The following is an 18,156-nucleotide window of genomic DNA, read 5'->3' on the forward strand; positions in this document are numbered from 1 at the left end:
GTGCAGCGAAGCACGCCGTCGAGAAAGGAAACGTTATGAGCTCACCGTCTTACCGAGTGCAGAATCCAGCAACTGGAGAAGTTGTAGAAGAGTTCACCAGCGCGTCGAGTGCAGAGGTCGAGTCAGCGCTTGACAAGGCACATAACGCGTACCAGTCGTGGCGCAAGATGTCTACGGCCGAGCGCGGAGAAATCGTGTACCGAGTTGCAGCGCTGTTCGCCGAGCGCAAGCAGGAACTGGCAGAAATCATCTCCGAAGAGATGGGCAAGCCCGTGTCTGAGGGCATCGAAGAAGCCGAATTCAGTGCAGAGATCTTCCAGTACTTTGCAGACAATGCTGAAGAACTGTCTGCTGACCAGGAGATTCCGACCAATGCGTCCGGCCGAGCCTTCATCGAACGCAGGCCAATCGGAGCGCTTCTGGGCATTATGCCGTGGAACTTCCCCTACTATCAGGTGGCACGATTCGCCGCCCCGAACTTCATGCTCGGCAACACGATCATCCTCAAACACGCAGAGATCTGCCCCCGGTCTGCCCTGGCAATCCAAAAGATCATGCACGATGCAGGTGTCCCCGGGGGCGTATATAACAACGTCTTTGCAAGTCACGACCAAGTGGCAGACATCATTGCCGATCCACGGGTTCAAGGAGTTTCCCTGACGGGCTCCGAGCGTGCAGGCGCAGCGGTTGCAGCCTTAGCGGGCCAGCACCTGAAGAAAGCTGTACTCGAATTGGGCGGTTCAGACCCCTACGTCATTCTCGATACGGCCGATGTCAAAGCCGCAGCCAAGGAAGCGTGGGAAACCCGGCTGATCAACACCGGCCAGGTGTGCAACGCAAACAAGCGAATGATCGTTATGGATGACATCTACGACGAGTTCGTTGAAGAGCTCAAAGCGCTCGCTGAGAATATGTATCCGGGCGGGCCCGCAGACGAAAACGAGAACAGCTACACCCCGTTGTCGTCATTGGCTGCCGCGGAGCGCTTGGACAAGCAGGTCAAGCAGGCGGTGAAAGACGGTGCAACTCTGCACGCGGGCGGTGAGCGAGGTGAGGCCGCTTACTTTTCGCCGGCAGTCATCACCGACGTCACATCGGACATGGCTGCGTACAGGGAAGAGCTGTTCGGCCCCGTGGCTGTCGTCTATCGGGTGTCGTCGGATGAAGAAGCCCTTGCGCTGGCAAACGACACCGAGTTCGGGCTCGGCGGGGCTGTGTTCTCACGTGATGAAGACAGAGCACAGAAGATAGCTCAGCAGCTTGACGTCGGCATGTCGAACGTGAACACCTTCGCCGGTGAGGGCGCGGAGTTCCCATTTGGCGGTGTCAAGCGCTCAGGCTTTGGCCGTGAGCTCGGACCGCTTGGCATGGATGAGTTCGTCAATAAGCGGATGTACTTCGTAGCGAAGTAACCAGGCCCTGCCCAGCCGACCTCCACCTCGTCCCCTTACCTGCCCTTGCGCACGCGGTAATGCAGAGTCACGCTTTAATGCAGCGCATTACCGCGCAAACCTGCATTAGCGCGTGAGTCTGGGTTGGCTGGAGGCCGACGAGGTGGGGCTGGGCCGCCGGGCCAGGTGCCGGAGGCCGCCGGGTCGGGCCGCCGGGCTGAGTGCCGAAGGCCGACGAGGTGGAGGGCCGGGTGTGGAGTGCCGAAGCGCCGGGTCGGGCTGGCCCGGTTTTGGACTGTTGGCGTGCCGTGTTGCGCAATGTGAGACAGTTAATGGACAAGCCGTCCAGGCAGACTGTTCAGACGAATCCAGCTCACATTCGACAAAGGAGTCCCCATGACGTTCAACGTGTACCTGTCCGGTGAAATCCACACTGACTGGCGTGAAGAAATCGAACGCGGCGCAAAAGGCGCAGGCCTCGACATCACGTTCACTGCACCCGTGACCGACCATCCGGCAAGTGACGCCGCTGGTGACCACCTGGCTGAAACCCACTCCCAGTTCTGGCGTGACAACCAGTCCGCCAAGGTCAACGCCATCCGCACTCGCACGCTCATTGAAAAAGCGGACATAGTTGTTGTGCGCTTTGGGGATAAATACAAGCAGTGGAACGCCGCATTCGATGCGGGCTACGCCGCAGGGCTGGGCAAGCCGTACATCACACTGCACGATGCTGACATCATCCACCCGCTCAAAGAAGTCGACGCCGACGCGCAGGCGTGGTGTGAAACCACCGAACAGGTAGTCGAAACTCTCCGCTACGTACTCAAAGCCTGAGCTCGCAAGACTCCAACATTCCCCGTGCCCGACTGTGCGTGAATACGGCTCTGTGAAAACGACTGCGTGTAAATACGATCAGTTGGTCTTCTTCGCCTCGATGACCCAATGGGAACCATCGAAACCGTCGACCAGCATCCGCGCGCTCATCCCGCGCCCGCGGGCCTCAACCACCCAATTGGGTTTGAGCACGCCGCGGGGTTCTTCCGGCTCCAGGTCGAACACCATGCCCAGCCGGTAGCGCTTCCGCAGGGCTGCGGCAGCGAGGTCGCGCGCCTGCCGCGCAACCGCTTCAGACGGAGCCTCTGCCAAAGCGCCGCTGGCCTCAACCGCTGTTCCCTCCACCGGGAAGTGCGCAATGAACGAGGTGCCGCCCCTGGCATCGACAAGCACGTCGACTGCCGCTGAACTCGCCGCGCCACCAGCGCCGAAACCACCAGTGTCACCCCGCCCGAACAGCCGCGCCAACGACCGCCCGCGCTCTCGCTGAACCAACAACCGCACATGCCAAAACGGGTGGTGAACCAGCCGCGCGGAAGCCTGCCCGCCGCCCAATCTGCGGCGAACAACCTCCTCGGCCTCAGCGGCCGAAACCGACGGGGTCAGCCGGACTGCACGCAGCCCAGCTGACCCCGTCACCAGGTTCGGGTCAGTCACGCGAGGTGCCTTCCACCTCGCCAGCCTTCCTCACCTGACCGCCATCGGAGCCGTCAGCGTCCGTCACCTGACCGGCGCTGCCCGCGGCAGTTGAGCCAGCACCATCGTCGCCAGCACCAGCTTCATCCTCAACCGGGACCTGCGCGGCGAGACCGGGGTTCTGCCCCATGGCCAGGCGAGCCGGAATCGGCCCAACCTTCGCAGTTTCGTTCAGAGCGTCGACAATGTGCTCAGGCACGGGGTTGGCCTTCTGCGTGGCAAGTGACACCACAACAAGCGTCAGCGCGGAGATAACAACCGTTGCCATCGGGTCGATTGACGTCTTCTCCGTCAGACCGCCCAGCTGCCACACAACCGGAACCACAGCACCGACGATCATCGACGAAATAGCTCCGGCAGTGTTCGCTTTCTTCCACCACACGGCGGCAACATACGCCGGAACAAACGACGTGCCGAGAATCGTGGTGGCGAAGATGACCAGGTCAGCCACACCGGGCGCTCCCGTCAAAGCAACAGCGAAACCGATCACAGCAAGCACCAGCACCGTGATGCGCGAAACCCACACTGCCTGGCGCTGCGAACCGCTGCGGCTGATGAAGCGCTCAAAAATATCGTGCGAGGCAATCGTGCCGCTCTGCAGAAGAAGCGCATCCGCTGTCGACATAATCGCTGCCATGATGGCAGCCATGACGATGCCGACAGCGAAGTTCGGCAGCACCGCCTCGGCAATTCCGAACACGGCCAGTTCAGGATCCGACAGGTTCGGAAGCAGCACCAGCGCCATAACGCCAACCAGGTACGGGGCCGGCACGAACAGCAGGTTGAAGCCCGTCGAGTACAGCGCCGCAGTGCGCGCAACCGAGGGCTTCTTCATGGCCATGTGGCTGACGTTCACGTGCGGGTAGCCCATGTAGCCGATCGAAAAGATCAGCAGCGCACCGATGATCACACCCCATTCGACGGACTCAAAGCCGTCGGGTCCCCACATGGTGAGCAGGTTCGGGTTGATCTCGCCGACCGCCTCGTTGCCCGCGGTCAGACCGCCGACAGCCATGAGCGTGGCAATGAGAATCCACAGCATGCCGATCAGCATGATGATCGCCTGCGCGAAGTCCGAATACGCAACAGCCAGGTATCCGCCCAGGAACGTGTAGAGAACAATCACGCCGATCGCAATGAGCAGCGACCACTTGAAGTCAATTCCGGTGACCATTTCCAGCCCTCGCCCACCGGCAATGAACTGTGTCAGCACGTACAGGAACATGCACGCCAGCGCGATCGGTGCGGCCACCGCCCGCGTCCACGCCGACGGGTAACGGTGCTCCAAATACTCAATCGAAGTCAGCGATCCGAGCATCTGCGACAGTTTCCGCATGCGCCTGCCCAGAATCGACAGGTTGAGCACACCACCGCCGATGTCGCCCATGGCGTACCACATGCCGAAGTAGCCCTGCGTGTAGCCGAGTGACCCCGCACCGAGGAACATGTAGCCGGACATCGACGACGACTGCAGCCTAAGCGCCGTCACCGCCGGACCCAGGCTGCGCCCACCCAGGAGGTAGCCCTCTTCGCCAGTCGAGCTGCGCCGCATGGTCCACACGCCGATCGCAATCATCGCGGCAAAGTAGATCAGCAGGAATGTCAGTTCGATGCTCACAGCGCACCTCCTTCTTCAGGCGTCCCGAGTGCGCTTTCTTCCGCATCTTCGGCACCCCAGTGTGATGATGAAAAGAAGAAGATGAGCGTGTAGGCAATCCAACCCAGGGGGATGCCCACGATGATGAGCAGTGTTGTTACAGGAAGTCCGAACATCGTGCCCCTTACTCCGTGAATGAGTCGGCCACGTCGAGTGCGCGGTCAATGGCGTCCAGGCCTGCCACAACGTCGTCGTCTGGTGTGTTCAGCGGCGGCACCACGTGAATGCGGTTGAAGTTGGCAAAAGGCAGAACACCGTACTCCTTGATTTTGGCGATCGTGGCGTTCATCGCTTCGCTCGTCGTCCCGTAGGGTGCCAGCGGTTCGCGGGTTTCCTTGTTCTTGACCAGTTCAATGGCCCAGAAGCAGCCGCGTCCGCGCACATCACCCACCGACGGGTGGTTGGCATGCATCTTCTCCAGCGCAGGCCGGATGACTTCTTCTCCCAGCCGGGCGGCGTTTTCGACCATTTCCTCTTCCCGCATGGTTTTGATTGTCGCAGCCGCGGCCGCGGTCGCCAGAGGGTGACCGGAATACGTGAGACCTCCGGGGAAAACGCGGTCGTCAAAGGTCTGCTTGATCTCATTGGACATGATGACCCCGCCGAGTGGCACATAGCCGGAGTTCACACCCTTGGCGAAGGTGATGAGGTCCGGTACGACATTGAACTGCTCAAAAGCGAACCACGAACCGGAACGACCGAAGCCGGCCATCACCTCGTCGGCAATGTACATGATCCCGTACTTGCGGGTCAGCTCTCGCACGCCCTCCAGGTAGCCCGGCGGGGGAGCGTAGATGCCTGCGGTGCCGGGAATCGTCTCCAGGATGAGCGCTGCGATGTTCTGCGCACCTTCGAGCACAATGACGTCTTCCAGGTGGCGCAGAGCGCGTTCGGTTTCATCGTGTTCATTGTCCGTGCCGAAATGCGAACGGTAGGTGTGCGGCGGGAAGAAGTGGACAACGCCCTCACCCGGGGTGTCATTGGGAATGCGGCGTGGGTCGCCGGTGAGGTTCACCGCCAGGCTCGTGGCCCCGTGGAAACTGCGGTAGGCCGACAGCACCTTTTGGCGTCCAGTGTGCAGGCGCGCCAAGCGAACGGCGTTTTCGTTCGCATCCGCCCCGCCGTTGGTGAAGAACACATAGTCCATGTCGTCTGGCGCCAGGCCGGTGATGAGTGCGGCAGCCTCAGAGCGCGGCTTGACCGCGTGGGCCGGGGCAATCGTGGCAATCGAATCAGCCTGGTCTTTGATGGCCTGAATGACCTTGGGGTGCTGGTGGCCGATGTTCGTGTTGACCAGCTGGGACGAAAAGTCCAGAAACTTTCGGCCCTCGCCGTCCCACACGTGCGAACCTTCGGCGCGCGTGACGGTCATGGGATTGATCTGCGCCTGGGCAGACCACGAATGAAAAACGTGCGCGCGATCGAGTTCGTATATCTGCGCAGCGTCATCGAGGTCGATGTTCATAAGAGCCCCTTTGCTCACAGTGCCCCTGCTCGGCTGTTCAGCGGCAATGCGGAACAGTCAAACAGGGGCGGCGGTTCGTTGTCTGCGGGCAAGTATGTCTTACGCGCCAGGCCACGCCAAGAGTCATTCTGTAAAGTCTGGGCTGAACATTGTTTACACATTGAAAGGCGAAGCGGTGCAGGACATCGGTTCTGGGCAGGAAGCCGACGCGCTGGGCGACATCACCGTCAGGAAATTCCTGCAGCTGCCCCAGGTGGAGCTCGGCAGTCCGGTCGTGCTTGCCGGTGAAGAACACCTCGACACCCCGATTCGCTGGGTCCACATTGCCGAAACCGAAGAAGTCACCGATCTCCTGGAGGGAGGCGAACTGCTGCTCTCATCATCGCCCGCTTTCCAGCATTCCGTACAGCGCACCCGCGCTTTTCTCACCAAGGCATGCAGGGCCGGAGCCGTGGGGTTCGCAGTTGAGGCAATTGACGAGGCGGGGCTTGCCAACCCTCGGGCCCTCGAGGTGCTCACAGCGGCAGGCAGGGCAGCGGGGATGCCCGTCATAGCGTTTCGATCCCGCATCCGTTTTGTGCGGATCACGCAGGAAGCCCACCGGATGCTCATCGGTCAGCAGCTCAGCATTGTCGAACGCACGCGCGAACTCCACGAGGTCTTCACCGAGCTGAGCCTCAGCGGAGCTGGTGAAAGCAGAATCGTGCACGAAGCGGCCGAGCGCTTAGGGACCCCGGTGGTGCTGGAAGACGCCGCTCACCGGATTCTCGCCCACGCACCGGCCGATGGCCTCGCTGCAGTAGAAAATTGGCCGCCGAACGCGGGCACTGCGGTTCCCGTGGGCGTCAAAGGCCGCAGGTGGGGGAGGGTGGTTGCTCCTTCGGCACATGAAGACGACCCCTATGCGGCCGAGGTCCTTGAGCGAGCAGGCCAAGCCATCACCCTGGTGCGTGCCCACTCCCAGACCACACACGATCTGCGGATGCGAGCCAGCGACCACTTCGTGTCAGAACTTTCGCACATGAGCGAAGAACACGCCCGCAAACGCGCCCGCACAGCAGAGCTCGATGGTCCTGGCGGATACATGGCGATCGCCGTGAAAATGTGCGATGACGTCGTCAGCGGGGACAAACCTGCGGGCGCAAGCGAATATGTCAGCAAGGACGACCGCGCTGAATACCAGCTGCGCGAACGAGGCCTGCGCATGGAGATCGTGGCAACCGCCGAACGCTTAGGGCTGACCGCCGTGACATCCGCTTGGCGCAGCGGAACCGTCGTCGCGATCCTCGGTTTCTCCGAGTGTGCGGGCGCCGGCGGCACCAACCGTGCGTCTGCACCCAGCCCGAGCCGTGCCTCAAAACCCGCCTCCGCCTCGACACCTGACGAACTCACCGCCGAAATGTGCCGCGAACTCACCGAGGCAATCCTCGAAACCATCACAGTCGGCGCAGGCCCGCTCAGCGAAGCACTCGTGGCCGTTGCCGATGACATCCCCACCGCGGTCGAAGCCGCCCACGTCGCAGCGGGCATGTCCATCCGCCGTCAGCCCTTCTACAGGTTCTCCGACCTGCGGCTCAACGGCCTCATTGCCAGCCTCCACGACGACCCGCGGATAAGCGCATTCGCCCACGCCGAACTCGGACCGCTGCTCGAACCAACCACCCCAGCCGACACCGAAACCCGCGGAAACAAACGGCGGGAGGCCGGCGGCGCCTCGTCAGAAGATCTCGAATTCCTGTGGGTCTACCTGCTGTGCCGCGGACAGAAAGCCGCCGTGGCGCGGCACCTGGGAATCAGCAGGCCGGCTGTCTACGCAAAAGCCCGGCGCATAGCATCGACCTTGGGAGTGTCACTCGACGACCCAGAATCAGCAGCCTCACTCCTGACCGCACTGCTGTGGCAGCGAAGCCGCAGCACGTGACAGAGGCAGGTGCGGCCGACGGAACAGCCCACAGCCATGCCGGGTCAGCCGCAGCGTGAACCCGCAACAGCGAGCAGAAAGGGACAGCGTGGACAAGCAGCACAGAATCGACTGGGCGAAGCTGCGCAGGCGCGGCCGCCGCTACTGGGCGATCTCCACGCAGATTTCCCTGTACTTCGGCGTGCACACGCTGCTCATGACCGCCATCCCGCTGTCCATCTCCGACCCCGTGATCAGGCCAATTGCGCTCGCCCTCTACATGGGCGCGGGAATCGCGTTTGACTCATTTGCCACGGCGCTTTCCACCCGGATCGGCAACCGGCGGGTAGCCCGAATCGCCGGCGGCCTGCTCACCGCTATGGCGTTTTTGGCCGCCCTGGGCGGTGTCCAAGACTGGGCATGGCTGGTGCTGGCGGTCCTGTTCTCAGTGTGCTCGAGCCTGCTCTACATTCCCGGAATCGCCTACTTTTCGAACCTCCTGGGGTCGCGGCAGGCCGACGGTCAGCGGATCTCGGTCATCCTCCAACGAGGCGGAGCTTTAGGGTCGGCTCTCATCATCTCCGCGGTCTTGACTCAGGACCTCGCGTGGATCATGTGGTGGTTCCTAGTGGGGCTGGGGCTGACGTTCGGGGCGCTCAGCTACCGATTCCCCAGACCCGTGCGCACGGCAGAGGGCGCATCGCTGAACCCACTGGCCGCCATGGCGGCATCAGTTTCGGCGACTCTGCATTCGCCGACGCTCATGCTGGGGCTCGTGGTCTCATGCATAACACCACTTATGTTCCTGCTGCACGGCTCTGTTCTTCCCGTAGAAAAAGCAGGCGCCGGAAGCACGGTCGGGGCTGCAATCGGCGTAGGCCTGATTCTGCGCGAGCTGCTGTCAGTTCTTTCTGTGGCGTTCATAGCCCGCGGCAGCTTTGTGCGAGCCAATGTCGAATTCATCATCACAAGCGTCATCGCAGGCATCGGCGGAGTCACGGCCGCTCTCAGCAGTCAGCCCTGGCTGGTGGCCGTCGGCATCGCACTGGGCGGGCCCGTGGTGGCAAGCACAGTCGTTGTCACAGTCCTCAACGTCAACCGCTCCGCCATCGGGTCCTTCCGCCCGTGGGCACACTTCGGAGCCATGGGCATGTCCCAACGGCTGGCCGGACTGGCCGTACCACTGGCTTTCGGCTTCGCCGCAGGTGCGGGTGGCGCCGCAGTGCCGATCGCAGCGGCAGTCATGTTCGCAGCGGTAGCCGGCGGCGCCTTGGTCCTTTTGGCCATTGTTGTGCGGCAGCTGAGAGGCGTAAACGGCTTAGGGAAATCCGTGTAGGGGCTTTAAAGTGGGGCAGAGCCATACGGCTTGTCACCCCACCGACACAGGCCATCACAAAGGAGTGCAATGCCTACCGATCAGCTGCACTGGCTGTCAGTCCGCGAACTTCTGTGCGGTTTCCGCGCAGGTACGTTCACCCCGCTGGAAGTGCTTGACCATCTGGTTGAGCGAATTGAAGAACTCGACAAAGCCACTGGAATCAACGCGATTGTCGATCTTCAGATCGATTCAGCCAGGGAACTCGCGTTGGCAGCCACACGGCGCTACCAGGAAGGCGCGGGGGCCAGCAGCAGTGTGGATTCTTCCCACCGCGATGCCGAACCCCCACTTCTGGGTGTGCCGTTCCTCATCAAAGAACAGCACGATGTTGCAGGCCTGTCAGCAACACGCGGATCCCAAGCCCTACAGGGGCGAATCGCGGAAAAAGACGCTGAAATTGTGGAGCGGCTCAAACAGGCCGGCGCAATTCCGTTTGGGCGGACCACCACGCCGGAAATGTCGTGCGCAACATTCACCCACACTCGCGAATGGGGAGTCACCCGTAACCCCTACAACCTGAACAAGACCCCGGGTGGCTCATCGGGCGGTTCCGGTGCTGCGGTTGCCGCAGGCTTCGCACCTTTTGCCACTGCGAGCGACATCGGCGGGTCCACTCGCATTCCCGCTGCCTTCTGCGGCCTGCCGGGGCTGAAGACCTCCTACGGGCGCACACCCGGGGCAGTTCCCACCAACATCGACTGGTACCGCGGTGACCACATTCTGGCGCGTACCGTGTCTGACACCGCACTTGTCTTCAACCAGATCATGGGACCGTCCAGGTTCGACATGGCGACGCTTCCCGTCAGCGGAACGTTCCCCGTCGAATATGGCTTCGGGCGGCACGACTTCACCTCAGGGTCGGAAGTTTCGCCTGAAGCAGGTAAGCATGAAGTCGACCTGAGCGGATGGAAGATCGGAGTCAGCGCCGACCTTGGCTGTTATGAACTCGATGAGTCCACGCGACTCGGCGTTGAGCGCATTGCCGAAGCACTGGAGGCTGCGGGAGCGCGCATTGTGCCCGTCGAAGTTGGGCTGAAACTTGACGATGTCACGCGCGCCTCGATGGCTCACTACGGCGGGCTTTTGGCTCGCAACGTTATGCGGCAGGCCGGGGGAGACATTACGGTTCTTGAGCCCTACACGCAGGAGTTCGTCCGCCGGACCACGCGATTTGCCGAAGAAACGTCGCTTCTTGAAGCCGCCATCGTCGAATCAGACATCCAGCAGAAGCTGCTTAAGGCACTGGACGACGTTGACGTGCTCATCACCGCGACCTCTGCCGTGGAAGACCTCGACGCCGGAGAAGACTTCACCACCGGCATCGACCGGCCCGACGGTGAGCACAGCTTCTACTGGGAGGCTCACCAGGTGGTGCCGTTCAACATCGCAAACAGGATGCCGGCTATGTCAGTGCCCAGCGGCATCGGCTCGGCGGGAGTGCCCACGGGCGTGCAGATTGTCGGCATGCCCTACCGCGAAGCAACTGTGCTGCAAGTCGCCGCCGCTGTCGAAGCGCTCATGCCGTTCCCCCGGCCCACGGTGGGGTGAGGGGCTGCGCGGGCGGGGTTTCTGGCTTCGGCGGTTACTCGTCAGTTCTGCTGAATAGGCGGAAGATTGAGGCGATCCGGCAGTTTTTACCTCGTTTTGTCGCCTATTCAGCAGAGTGAGCCGGTTGAGGCGCCAGGTGTCCGACATATCGTTCGAAAGGTCGGGCAAAAGCCTTGTGTTCCTGCAATTCCCAGCTAATGTGGTTTAGGCAACGGAAAAAACTCCGGATGTTGCGTATCGAGGACGATAGGCAGTGTTCTGAGTCGGATCCAATGCATCCGGCGTACTTTCGAAGTCCCGGTGATATCTCCTTTCTGTGTGTGCTGTGGCCGGGTTCCATGTGGAACCCGGCCACTGCGTTGCCCACAAAACTCTGAACCCGCCTCGGTGGGCCCGCAGAGCCTCACACCCGCACACCGGTTAGCAACAAAAACTCCCGTTAGCAGTGGCGGCTAAGGCGTGGATCTGTGGCTAAAGGGAGTTTTTGTGCGCTTAAGGCGCAGATTCCCTCTAACGGGTGTGGCGCAGCTATGGCGCACCACGCTCGCCAGCACAGGCCGCACCCCTACAACTTGCCCACCCCAAAAACGAACGAGGCGGAACTCACAAAAGTGAGTTCCGCCTCGGGAATTCAGTCAGGCAGCGAGCCTTTCAGCTGCGCGGCCCCAACCGGGCCATCTGCCTATCGGGCTAAGCGTCCCAAACGGGGCGCAGTGCACCGTCAGACCGTGATCAGGCCTTCTTGTCTTCTTCGTCTTCGTCGAGCAGGTCGCTGACAACGGCGGCGTCGCCTTCGGCAACGTTGAGGCCGTCCTGTTCGACAATGACTTCGCCGTCTTCGTTCAGCGGTGCGGGAACGTCTTCGACAACGGTGGTCGTACGGTGCGAACCGACCGGACGAGCATCAGCGGGGCGGTTGCCCGGCAGCGGTTCCGACCACGGGTCTTCAACCGGCTTGACCTTCGTCCAGACGTAGTAGCCGATCAGGCCGACACCGGTCAGAGCCAGCAGCCACACAATCCACATGCCGCGCTTGCCCTGAGCCTTGCGGGCTTCCTTTGCAGCCTGCTTCGAGGCCTTGCGTGAAGCTTTGGCGAGTTCGTCGGCACGCTTAGCGGCGAGCTTCTTGAACTTCTTGACCTGGCCCTTCTTGCCCGTGACGCGCTCGATCAGTTCGTCAAGAGCCTTGGGAGTTTCAGCGTTGCGAATGGCCTTGGCGGCGTCCTTCGAACCAGCGGCAATCGTCTTGGCGTGGTCGGAGGCGCGTTCACCGCCGCGTGCAACCAGGAGCCCCTGGGCTTCGGCAGCTTTGGCGCGACCGTACTCAAGCCCGTCTTCGATCTTGCCGAGGCCCTGCTCAGCCCAGTCTTCGAGCTGCGGGCGAACGTTGTCGGCAGTCTTCTGCAGGCGGTCGCCGGCTTCCTTAATGGCGGGGCGTGCGGCCTCCGTGCCTTCCTGGAGAAGCTGACCGGCCTTTTCGCTCAGGTTGTGTACGGCGTTGTCGACGTTTTCGAGAAACGACTTCGGTGCGGACTTCTTCTTGAACATTTCACCCTCCTGGGATGTTCGACCCTGCTCAGTGCAGGGAATGTGTGTGCGCCATTCGTCTTCTCCATCGTACTGGTCGGCACTGACGCAGAGAGACCCCATCGACGTGAATGGCCAGATTGTGAGGGTATTTCCACTGACAGCGGAAGTTCCAAGGGGAACATCAGGGCCAAATCAGCGTCGTGTCAGACCTTCATGACAGACTGAAAGCATGAGTATTGTTACACAGCAGGCCATCCTGCACACCAACAAGGGCGACATCAAGCTTGACCTCTTCGGCAATCACGCTCCGAAGACGGTCGCCAACTTCGTCGAACTGGCCAAGGGCGAACGCGAATACAAGGACGACGCCGGCCGTTCCAACCCCACCCCCTACTACGACGGTCTGGGCTTCCACCGCATCATCTCGAATTTCATGATCCAGGGCGGCTGCCCCGTCGGCACCGGCACCGGCGGCCCCGGCTACACGTTCAACGACGAAATCCACCCCGAACTCCAGTTCACCAAGAAAGGCCTGCTGGCCATGGCCAACGCAGGCACCCGCGGCGGCCGCGGCACCAACGGCTCGCAGTTCTTCATCACCACCGCCGAAACTCCGTGGCTCAACGGCAAGCACACCATCTTCGGGGAAGTTGCCGACGCTGAATCCCTCGCGGTTGTCGAAGCGATCGAAGCCTCGCCTACCGGCGCCATGGATCGCCCAATTGAAGACGTCGTCATCGAATCGGTCGAAATTCTCTGATCTGCTCTGACCCTTCCGACTGACGCGCGGCCCGGTTGCTGCCGGGCCTCGAGACACAGCGCCGCAGCTTCTGCTGCGGCGCTGTCGCTTTCTCAGTGCCAAACTCCCGAGGCTGCGGTCCAGAACCCAGCCCCAAACCGCCCGGGTGCTGATCTGGCACAGAGCCCAAGCTCCCGAGGCGCCGCCCCGGTTCCTCGAGCTCCCCCACGGGTGCCGGTGTTGAGCAAGCCGGGCGGCGCCTCGGCGTTTGAAGGCTGGTCAGGCCGCCAGAGCTGCTCGGCTATCCTCGTGTGCATGAGCGATTCAGCAGGTGCGACCCCCTTTTCGGAAGAACCTGACCCGGGAGGCGTGCCCGCTGGGCGACCGGTGCAGCGAGGCCCGGCAGTCGTGCTCACACGGCCCTATGTGACGTGGACGATCATCGCCATCACGTTCTTCTTCTTTTTGCTGCAGTTCTTTCCACCGCTTCAACTTCAGAGTCGTTTTGCCTTCGCCCCGATGCTTGCGCATGAGGAACCGTGGCGGGCTCTGACTGCGGCGCTCGTCCACGCGCAGCCCAATCCCAGCCACGTGCTGTTCAACATGCTGGGGCTGTTCTTCTTCGGCTCTTTTGTCGAACGGTCCATGGGGCACGTGTTCATGCTGGTCACATATGTGATCGGGGCGTTCGGCGGATCGGTGCTCACGCTTGTGCTGGCTGCGCCGGGAACCCCCGAATTCAGCTCCGCCTACGTTGGGGCCTCCGGAGCGGTGTTCGCAGTGGTGGGGACCCTGCTTGCGCCCACCAGCCGACTGGACCGGAACCTCATGGGAATCGTGCTGTTCTTGTGCCTCAACATGGCGCTTGTGACGGTCGATTCGAACATCGCCTGGCAGGCTCACCTCGGCGGTTTGGCCGTGGGATTTGTCCTGGGCGTGGCCCGCGTTATGCCTCGAGGGGCAGGCATCCTCGCTAAACGGTATGTGCGCGGCGGAATTGGTGTGGAGCCCACACCGGCTGTTCCGGCAAGCAGCTCTTCAGCACGGGGCGTGTTCTGGGCCGGGGCCGTTCTGACGACGGTTGTGCTCGTCGCCGCCTACGCGGTCGTGTGAGGCAGCGGGCTAGCGGCGTTAGCTGCCGCGGATTCAGGCTGGGCGAGAGCTCAGCCGGTCCAACCCACCGCTGCGCCAGGTGAATTCTGCTGATTAGTCGGAAGATTGAGGCAAAAACCGCGATTTCGCCTCAATCTTCCGACTAATCAGCAGAACTGGTGAGTAGGCAAAGGCTGCCGAGGCGCCGGGCCGGTTCCGCTGACAGGACAGGCACCGCTGCCGGGCCGCACCTACCTCCGGGCCAGCCTCACCGACGGGCCGCACCCACCGCCTCACGTTTCGTCGCTGACCAATGGGTCTGACGGCCCGAAGATGGACTGGGCTACCCGCAGGAAGAAGTTTGTGAGCGGACCGATGAGCAGCGCGTAGGCGAACGTGCCGATCCACAGTAGTCCGCCCAGCAGAACTCCGGCTACGAGAACGGCTATTTCGATGACCGAGCGCACCATCCACACGGGTTTGCCGGTCACACGGGTCAGTCCGGTCATGAGCCCGTCGCGCGGGCCGGGGCCGAAGTTCGGAATGATGTACAGAACCGTGGCGATCGCGTTGAGGACGATGCCGGAGACCATGAACAGAATCCGCACCCACAGCTGTTCCGGATAGCCGATCAGCCACACGAATAAGTCCAGCCACACGCCGATCAGCACCGCGTTGGCAATCGTTCCCAGCCCGGGCTTCTGTTTGAGCGGAATCCATGCCAGCAGAACGATCAGCGACATGATCACGATGATCGTCCCAATCGACAGCGGCACGTGGTGGGAAATGCCCTGGTGCAGAACATCCCACGGCACCGGCCCCAGGTTGGACATCACCATGAGACCAGAGGACAGACCGTAGAAGGCAAGCCCCACGAACAGGGCCGTCAGCCGCCAGCCGAGAGGCGCCTGGGCCAGAACCCGAAAGTCTGCGGCCCTGGCCTGCTGGCCGGAGCCGCCTCGACCCGATCCGGGCCTCAGCGCCATCGGGTGGACATGGCCAAACCGGCGACCATGATGGTGAAGCCGGCAAGCAGGTTCCAGTTGCCCCACACCTCGACCGGCAGCGCGCCGCCGGACAGGTAGAACACGATCAGCCACAGCATGCCCACGATGATCACGGTGAGCATGGTCGGCAGGAACCAGCGGGGGTTGGGGCGCAGGCTGCTTTCCGAACTGCCGGATTGATACTTGGTCTGCTTGCGCGCCGATGCGCGCTTGGCCGGGTTGCCCGACTTCGCTGCGTTCTTCGACTTCTTGGCGGGCTTGGCGTTTCGGTTCTTCTGCTTAGTGCCCGAACTGCCCTTGTCGCCCGCGTTCTTCTCAGTCTTCTTCTGAGCTGGCTTTTTGTCTGCCGAGGTGCCGCTTTCGTCTGCTTCAGAGGCAGCGGCTGGGGTCTCGTCTGAGGTCTTCGCGCTGTCTTCTGCGTCTGCGCTGCTCGCGTCGAGTCCTGCCGATTCTTCGGTGTCGGTTTCGGCCGGAACCTCGGATGAGGTCGCCTTGAGGTTTTCTTCGCGCTTGCTTGACGGGGCCACAGTTCTCCTTCGGTTGGCCTTGCACAGGCCAAACAACGGCATATCGGAATTCCTCAGGGTATGTTAGTCGTTTTCGGCTCGCATAGCACAGGCTCGTCGGATCGAGCCATTATGATAGCTCGTGGACACAACCGGAAAGCCCCGCTGGGATTGTTGGAAAGCGAAGAGGACACACGTGGATCAACCACTGACGCGCCGAGAACGCATCGCGCGTGAGAAGGCTGAGGCCCGGCGTGCAGGGCAGGCCGAATCGGCTGGTGAAACCTACGCCGTGCGTCCCGAAGACTCCCGCCAGGGGGACCGCCGATCCTCGGCTCCCGCTGAACCCGCTGAACAGGCCCACAGCCCGCATCACAAGCTGCAGGGCTCCGGACCTGCTTTCTCGCCCATGCAGGCATCGGGTGACCGGCCGTTCATTCGTCCGGCAGCACGTGATGTGCGCCGCGGCCACGGCACCGGCCCGCAGCACAATGTCGCGCCCGCTCAGTCCCACAGCGCTCCCACCGGCTACGCGGCACCGGCTGCCTACAGTCCGCCAACCGGCTACAGTCCACCGGGTGGCTACGCAGCACCTGGCGCATACAGCCCGCCAACGGGTCACGCGGCTCCCGCTGGCCACACCCCTCCGGCTGTCTATGCCGCGCCCGCCGCTTACAGTCCCCCGGCCGCCTACAGCCCCCCGGCAGGCTATATCGAACCGGAACCCGAACCGCGCAAGCCGGAGCCTGAACCGCTCGGCTTCGTCCGCGGAACCATTCGCGGTTTCGGCGAGCTGTGCATCACCGCGGGCCTGGTCCTCATCCTCTTTGTGGTGTGGCAGCTGTGGTGGACCGACATCGAAGCCAATAAGGACAACCAGCACCTGGCTGATTCGCTCAGCGAACAGTGGCGCGAAAATCCGCTCGATAAGCTTCCCGAGGACCCCGACACCCCTGTTCCCGCCGCGCTTCCGGACGAGAACAAAGCCTTCGGCATCATGTACATCCCGCGGTTCGGCCCCAACTACTACCGGACCATCGCGGAGGGAGTGTCGCTGGAACCGGTGCTCAACCGCATGGGCATGGGGCACTACCCGTCGAGCGCCCGCCCGGGTGAAGTGGGCAACTTCGCTATGGCCGGCCACCGTGTGACCTACGGAAAGCCGCTGAACCTCATCGCCGAAATGCAGCCTGGCGACAGGATCTACATTCAGACAAAGGAAGGCGTGTACACCTACACTTTCCGCAACTACGACATCACCCTGCCTGACGCCACGGAAGTGCTGGCACCGGTTCCCGCAGCGCCTGAATACAAAGGCAAAGACAGGATTATGACGCTCACGGCGTGCAATCCGATGTTCTCGGCTCGCGAACGCTACATCGCCTACGCAACTCTCACCGACTGGGCTCCGGCCGGCTCCGAAGTCCCCAAGGAGCTCAGCGACCTGCCCGCCTATGGGAAGGCCGGAGGGCAGTAAGCGTGTACGAATTCATTTGGCGGCTGCTGCCGGGCAACTGGTTCATCAAATTCATCCTCAGCCTGCTGTTGATCGCTGTCGTCGTGTTCGTCCTCATGCAGTACGTCTTCCCTGTGATCGCGCCCTACATGCCGTTCAACGACGCCACGATCGAAAGCCAAGCCGCCCACGTAACCGCCACGGCCGCTGCCGACGCAGCGGCTGTGCAATAACCCCGCCGGGAGCTGACCTGTGACAGCGCGCATCCTTGTTATCGACAACTACGATTCCTTCGTCTACACGCTTGTCAGCTACGTCCAGGAACTGGGCGCGCAGACTGACGTCATCCGCAACGACGACGTCTCCGCCGAACAGCTGGACGAACTTCTGCCCCAGTACGACGGCGTTCTCGTCTCACCGGGACCGGGTGCTCCGGCGGAGGCCGGCATCAGCGCCGACATCGTACGATGGGCCGCCGAGCACTCGCTTCCGTACTTCGGGGTGTGCTTGGGTCACCAGGTGCTGGGCGAGGTGTTCGGGGCAGTGGTCGACCGCTCCCCGGTGCTTATGCACGGCAAAACTTCGCAGGTTGTCCACAGCGGCGAATCCGTTTTTGCAGGCTGCCCGTCACCGCTGACGGCCACGCGCTATCATTCGCTGGCAATTGTGGACGACAGTCTGCCCCTGGATGTTTTTGAGATCACCGCGCAGACAGAAGACGGCATCATCATGGGCATCCGGCACAGGAAGGCCCCGCTGCACGGCGTGCAGTTCCACCCCGAAAGCGTTCTGACACAGAGCGGCTACCCGATGGTCGCGAACTTTTTGGCGGCGTGCGGAATGCGAGAGGCAATCGCTGCCGCCCACGATCGCGCTCCCGTCGCATCAGCCGCAGCGTTGAGCAGCTTAAACGCTCAGGACGGCTGAATGCCCTGAAAGACACTGAAAGACTAA

General features: G+C 62.2%; 17 protein-coding genes. 10 read left to right on the forward strand and 7 right to left on the reverse strand.

Annotated features, from left to right (window positions below):
- The first annotated feature begins 35 nt into the window (after positions 1-35).
- Positions 36-1,412: an NAD-dependent succinate-semialdehyde dehydrogenase gene (locus HMPREF2757_RS10215; protein ID WP_070576252.1), complete on the forward strand. Its 1,377-nt coding sequence runs from the start codon at positions 36-38 to the stop codon at positions 1,410-1,412.
- Between the two features lie 375 nt (positions 1,413-1,787).
- On the forward strand, positions 1,788-2,228 hold the full coding sequence (locus HMPREF2757_RS10220) for a YtoQ family protein (protein ID WP_070576255.1): 441 nt from the start codon (positions 1,788-1,790) through the stop codon (positions 2,226-2,228).
- Between the two features lie 78 nt (positions 2,229-2,306).
- On the opposite strand, the gene HMPREF2757_RS10225 is transcribed toward HMPREF2757_RS10220, so the two are convergent.
- From HMPREF2757_RS10225 to HMPREF2757_RS10235, 4 genes are read right to left on the reverse strand one after another with little or no spacing between them, the layout of a single operon-like run.
- Positions 2,307-2,885, reverse strand: a complete 579-nt coding sequence (locus HMPREF2757_RS10225; protein ID WP_070576258.1) for a hypothetical protein — start codon at positions 2,883-2,885, stop codon at positions 2,307-2,309.
- Complete coding sequence (locus tag HMPREF2757_RS10230; protein ID WP_070576260.1) at positions 2,878-4,542, reverse strand: sodium/proline symporter; 1,665 nt, start codon at positions 4,540-4,542, stop codon at positions 2,878-2,880. Before HMPREF2757_RS10230 ends, HMPREF2757_RS10225 begins: the two co-directional genes overlap by 8 nt.
- Entirely contained in the window at positions 4,539-4,697 is a 159-nt protein-coding gene (locus tag HMPREF2757_RS11950) for a hypothetical protein (protein ID WP_176745926.1), read from the reverse strand. Before HMPREF2757_RS11950 ends, HMPREF2757_RS10230 begins: the two co-directional genes overlap by 4 nt.
- 8 nt (positions 4,698-4,705) lie before the next feature.
- Complete coding sequence (locus HMPREF2757_RS10235; protein WP_070576263.1) at positions 4,706-6,046, reverse strand: aspartate aminotransferase family protein; 1,341 nt, start codon at positions 6,044-6,046, stop codon at positions 4,706-4,708.
- 175 nt (positions 6,047-6,221) lie between these two features.
- On the opposite strand from HMPREF2757_RS10235, the gene HMPREF2757_RS10240 reads away from it, so the two are divergent.
- From HMPREF2757_RS10240 to HMPREF2757_RS10250, 3 genes are all read left to right on the forward strand, one after another.
- Complete coding sequence (locus HMPREF2757_RS10240) at positions 6,222-7,967, forward strand: helix-turn-helix domain-containing protein (protein ID WP_070576266.1); 1,746 nt, start codon at positions 6,222-6,224, stop codon at positions 7,965-7,967.
- 88 nt (positions 7,968-8,055) lie between these two features.
- Positions 8,056-9,282 (forward strand): MFS transporter, encoded by a 1,227-nt coding sequence (locus HMPREF2757_RS10245; RefSeq protein WP_070576269.1) that lies wholly within the window; start codon positions 8,056-8,058, stop codon positions 9,280-9,282.
- 69 nt (positions 9,283-9,351) lie between these two features.
- The gene (locus HMPREF2757_RS10250; protein ID WP_070576273.1) at positions 9,352-10,872 is read left to right on the forward strand and encodes an amidase; all 1,521 of its coding nucleotides are present in this window, start codon (positions 9,352-9,354) and stop codon (positions 10,870-10,872) included.
- Between the two features lie 732 nt (positions 10,873-11,604).
- Here HMPREF2757_RS10250 and HMPREF2757_RS10255 read toward each other — a convergent pair.
- Positions 11,605-12,420: a hypothetical protein gene (locus HMPREF2757_RS10255; RefSeq protein ID WP_141750252.1), complete on the reverse strand. Its 816-nt coding sequence runs from the start codon at positions 12,418-12,420 to the stop codon at positions 11,605-11,607.
- Between the two features lie 211 nt (positions 12,421-12,631).
- On the opposite strand from HMPREF2757_RS10255, the gene HMPREF2757_RS10260 reads away from it, so the two are divergent.
- Together HMPREF2757_RS10260 and HMPREF2757_RS10265 are read left to right on the forward strand one after the other, a co-directional pair.
- Complete coding sequence (locus tag HMPREF2757_RS10260) at positions 12,632-13,162, forward strand: peptidylprolyl isomerase (RefSeq protein ID WP_070576281.1); 531 nt, start codon at positions 12,632-12,634, stop codon at positions 13,160-13,162.
- Positions 13,163-13,456: 294 nt separating this feature from the next.
- Positions 13,457-14,254: a rhomboid family intramembrane serine protease gene (locus HMPREF2757_RS10265; RefSeq protein WP_083318955.1), complete on the forward strand. Its 798-nt coding sequence runs from the start codon at positions 13,457-13,459 to the stop codon at positions 14,252-14,254.
- A gap of 272 nt (positions 14,255-14,526) precedes the next feature.
- On the opposite strand, the gene HMPREF2757_RS10270 is transcribed toward HMPREF2757_RS10265, so the two are convergent.
- Together HMPREF2757_RS10270 and HMPREF2757_RS11520 are read right to left on the reverse strand one after the other, a co-directional pair.
- Complete coding sequence (locus tag HMPREF2757_RS10270) at positions 14,527-15,219, reverse strand: membrane protein YczE (protein ID WP_226829406.1); 693 nt, start codon at positions 15,217-15,219, stop codon at positions 14,527-14,529.
- Complete coding sequence (locus HMPREF2757_RS11520; RefSeq protein WP_256278314.1) at positions 15,210-15,767, reverse strand: cell division protein CrgA; 558 nt, start codon at positions 15,765-15,767, stop codon at positions 15,210-15,212. Before HMPREF2757_RS11520 ends, HMPREF2757_RS10270 begins: the two co-directional genes overlap by 10 nt.
- A 175-nt stretch (positions 15,768-15,942) precedes the next feature.
- Here HMPREF2757_RS11520 and HMPREF2757_RS11525 point away from each other — a divergent pair, with 175 nt between their 5' ends.
- Genes HMPREF2757_RS11525 through HMPREF2757_RS10290 form a run of 3 tightly spaced genes read left to right on the forward strand, consistent with a single transcriptional unit; the run spans position 15,943 to position 18,129 of the window.
- Positions 15,943-17,223: a class E sortase gene (locus tag HMPREF2757_RS11525; RefSeq protein WP_083304245.1), complete on the forward strand. Its 1,281-nt coding sequence runs from the start codon at positions 15,943-15,945 to the stop codon at positions 17,221-17,223.
- 2 nt (positions 17,224-17,225) lie between these two features.
- On the forward strand, positions 17,226-17,435 hold the full coding sequence (locus HMPREF2757_RS10285) for a hypothetical protein (protein ID WP_070576286.1): 210 nt from the start codon (positions 17,226-17,228) through the stop codon (positions 17,433-17,435).
- Between the two features lie 19 nt (positions 17,436-17,454).
- A complete protein-coding gene (locus tag HMPREF2757_RS10290) occupies positions 17,455-18,129 on the forward strand; it encodes an anthranilate synthase component II (protein ID WP_070576289.1) in 675 nt (224 codons plus the stop codon).
- Positions 18,130-18,156: the final 27 nt, after the last annotated feature.

This window comes from Brevibacterium sp. HMSC063G07, from assembly GCF_001810665.1.
In the GTDB taxonomy this organism is placed as follows: Bacteria; Actinomycetota; Actinomycetes; order Actinomycetales; family Brevibacteriaceae; genus Brevibacterium.

Coding starts and splice junctions, on each gene's coding strand:
- HMPREF2757_RS11950 (WP_176745926.1), bottom strand. CDS start 4,697: ATGTTCGGACTTCCTGTAACAACACTGCTCATCATCGTGGGCATCCCC.
- HMPREF2757_RS10235 (WP_070576263.1), bottom strand. CDS start 6,046: ATGAACATCGACCTCGATGACGCTGCGCAGATATACGAACTCGATCGC.
- HMPREF2757_RS10255 (WP_141750252.1), bottom strand. CDS start 12,420: ATGTTCAAGAAGAAGTCCGCACCGAAGTCGTTTCTCGAAAACGTCGAC.
- HMPREF2757_RS10220 (WP_070576255.1), top strand. CDS start 1,788: ATGACGTTCAACGTGTACCTGTCCGGTGAAATCCACACTGACTGGCGT.
- HMPREF2757_RS10260 (WP_070576281.1), top strand. CDS start 12,632: ATGAGTATTGTTACACAGCAGGCCATCCTGCACACCAACAAGGGCGAC.
- HMPREF2757_RS10265 (WP_083318955.1), top strand. CDS start 13,457: ATGAGCGATTCAGCAGGTGCGACCCCCTTTTCGGAAGAACCTGACCCG.
- HMPREF2757_RS10270 (WP_226829406.1), bottom strand. CDS start 15,219: ATGGCGCTGAGGCCCGGATCGGGTCGAGGCGGCTCCGGCCAGCAGGCC.
- HMPREF2757_RS10215 (WP_070576252.1), top strand. CDS start 36: ATGAGCTCACCGTCTTACCGAGTGCAGAATCCAGCAACTGGAGAAGTT.
- HMPREF2757_RS10250 (WP_070576273.1), top strand. CDS start 9,352: ATGCCTACCGATCAGCTGCACTGGCTGTCAGTCCGCGAACTTCTGTGC.